Here is a 2,082-nt window from a genome sequence, read left to right as displayed (position 1 = left end):
GGGCCGACGGCGACGATTTCGCCCTGCTGCGGCTTCTCCTTGGCGGTATCGGGGATGATGATACCGCCAGCGGTCTTCTGATCGGCCTCGATGCGGCGCACCAGAACGCGGTCATGCAAAGGACGGAACGTCATCTTTCACGTCTCCTGATTGATCTTGCGAGATCGGTTGATCCTCACAGGCGACAGCGCCCGTCACGACACGCGACGCCGCTCGCCCGGCGATCAGCTGGGCGGGGCGATAACGCCATTCAAGAGCGGAGGGTGAAAAAACTGGCACTCTTTATGATCGAGTGCCAAGCGGAACCGTGAAAAAGGCCGTGCCGGATTGGCAGCACTTGCCGTAGAATGCTGCCAACATATTGATTTTAATGATTTTTTTCTTGCACCCTGCTAACGTACCCGGCATCCTGTGACAAGGGATGAAACATCCTGCGATACGTTTTCTCGCCCGCTTGCTTTGCGCCCCGGCGCAGAAAGGAAGTCTCATGTCGGAAGATGCGTTGCGTCCCGCGGGGGCCGTCAGCCCCGCTTTCATCAAGCAGATGCAGGGCTATGGCCTGATCACCGCCGATATACTCTACCGTTTGCCCGACCATCCCGGCCTGTTGCTGAATTTCATCTGGCAGGAATACGATACCGCTCCGCAATTCCCGGTGCTCAAGCGCTTCCTCGATTTCTGGACGCGCGAGATCGACGGCCTGCTCCACAGCGTCACGATCGCCCATTGCGGGCTGATCAAGCCGGCGGAATTCAAGGCCGTCGACGGGGTGCTGCAATTGCATTGAGCGGCAGCCCGCCCTCTCAGGGCGTGACCACGATCTTGCCCAGCGCCTTGCGTGCCGCGATATAGGCGAGTGCCTGCGGTGTCTCGTCGAGGGGGAAGACCTTGTCGACATGGGCCGAGATCACCCCGTCCGCCGCCCATTGCAGCAGGCGTTCCATATGCGCCGCCTGGCCCCTCGGATCGCGCTTGCAGTAAGCGCCCCAGAACACGCCGCGTATGTCGCAGCCCTTGAGCAGCAGGAGGTTGATCGGAATGCGCGGAATCTCGCCGGCGGCGAAGCCGATCACCAGATAGCGCCCGCCCCAGCCCATGGAGCGCACGGCAGGTTCCGCGAGATCACCGCCGACGGGGTCATAGAGCACATCGACGCCCTTGCCGTCGGTGAGGTCACGCAGCCGCTCGCGCAGATTCTCCTGAGCATAATCGACGACCTCATCGGCGCCGCACTGGCGCGCGAAGGCGAGTTTCTCGGGCGAGGAGGCACAGGCGATCACCCGCGCGCCGAGCGCCTTGCCGACCTCCACCGCCGCGATTCCCGTCCCGCCGGCGGCGCCAAGCACAACCAGGGTCTCGCCCTTGCGGATCTGCGCCCGGTCGACCAGCGCATGGATCGTGGTGCCGTAAGTCACCTGCAAACCCGCTGCCTTCTCGTCGGACAGGCCATCGGGCACCCGCGCCAGGCGCTCGGCGGAGGCGATCACGGCCTCGCGGGCGCCGTTATAGCCGCAATAGCCGCTCACGCGCTCCCCGATCTGCCAGCCTTCGACACCGGGACCGAGCGCCGCGATCACGCCGCAGAATTCCGCGCCGGGCGAAAAGGGCAGCTCCGGCTTGACCTGGTATTTGCCCTGGATGATCAGCGTGTCGAAGAAATTCAGCGCCGCCGCGCGCAGATCAACGCGCACCTCGCCGGGACCGGGTTCAGGCACCGGAATATCGGCGATTTCCAGATTTTCCGGCGGCCCCAATGTCCGCGCCAATACGGCCTTCATGCGCACGCTCCTTATGCTGGCTCGGGGACGGGATGAAACGGCGCCCGGAGCTGAAAGCGCAACAGGCAAATCCGCAAAATGGTGCGCGTCTGGCGGGACTCGCACCCGCGCGAATCATCTGGATGCCGGTCGCACAGGCGCGCCCGCGCCGGCGAGCTCCGGATGCGCGTAAGCTTGCGGATAGGGCATCGGCGTGAACGGACCGAGCGGCACGACCCCGTTCCAGGAACGCCCGAAATAGCCTTGGCGACAATGGATCAGTGAGCCGCTTCGTGCGACACGGTCGTGTCGCGAAGGTGGTGGA

3 protein-coding genes and 1 pseudogene are annotated in these 2,082 nt (G+C 64.0%); 1 reads left to right on the top strand and 3 read right to left on the bottom strand.

Going from position 1 to position 2,082, the window contains the following annotated elements; all coding sequences use genetic code 11:
• Positions 1 to 134: co-chaperone GroES (locus VKP01_RS05845; protein ID WP_324411167.1), on the bottom strand; the 134-nt coding region annotated here is incomplete at its 3' end.
• Positions 135 to 487: 353 nt separating this feature from the next.
• Here VKP01_RS05845 and VKP01_RS05840 point away from each other — a divergent pair.
• On the top strand, positions 488 to 787 hold the full coding sequence (locus VKP01_RS05840; RefSeq protein WP_324411165.1) for an usg protein: 300 nt from the start codon (positions 488 to 490) through the stop codon (positions 785 to 787).
• A gap of 16 nt (positions 788 to 803) precedes the next feature.
• Here the strand turns inward: VKP01_RS05840 and VKP01_RS05835 are convergent, their stop codons facing one another.
• Positions 804 to 1,778, bottom strand: a complete 975-nt coding sequence (locus VKP01_RS05835) for an NADPH:quinone oxidoreductase family protein (RefSeq protein ID WP_324411164.1) — start codon at positions 1,776 to 1,778, stop codon at positions 804 to 806.
• 114 nt (positions 1,779 to 1,892) lie between these two features.
• Positions 1,893 to 2,082, bottom strand: a pseudogene (locus tag VKP01_RS05830) (hypothetical protein); the annotation flags it as partial.

The organism is Saliniramus sp., from assembly GCF_035311605.1.
Lineage (GTDB): Bacteria > Pseudomonadota > Alphaproteobacteria > Rhizobiales > Beijerinckiaceae > Saliniramus.
Note: the sequence above shows the minus strand (reverse complement) of the source record. Positions and strands in the feature narration are given on the sequence as shown.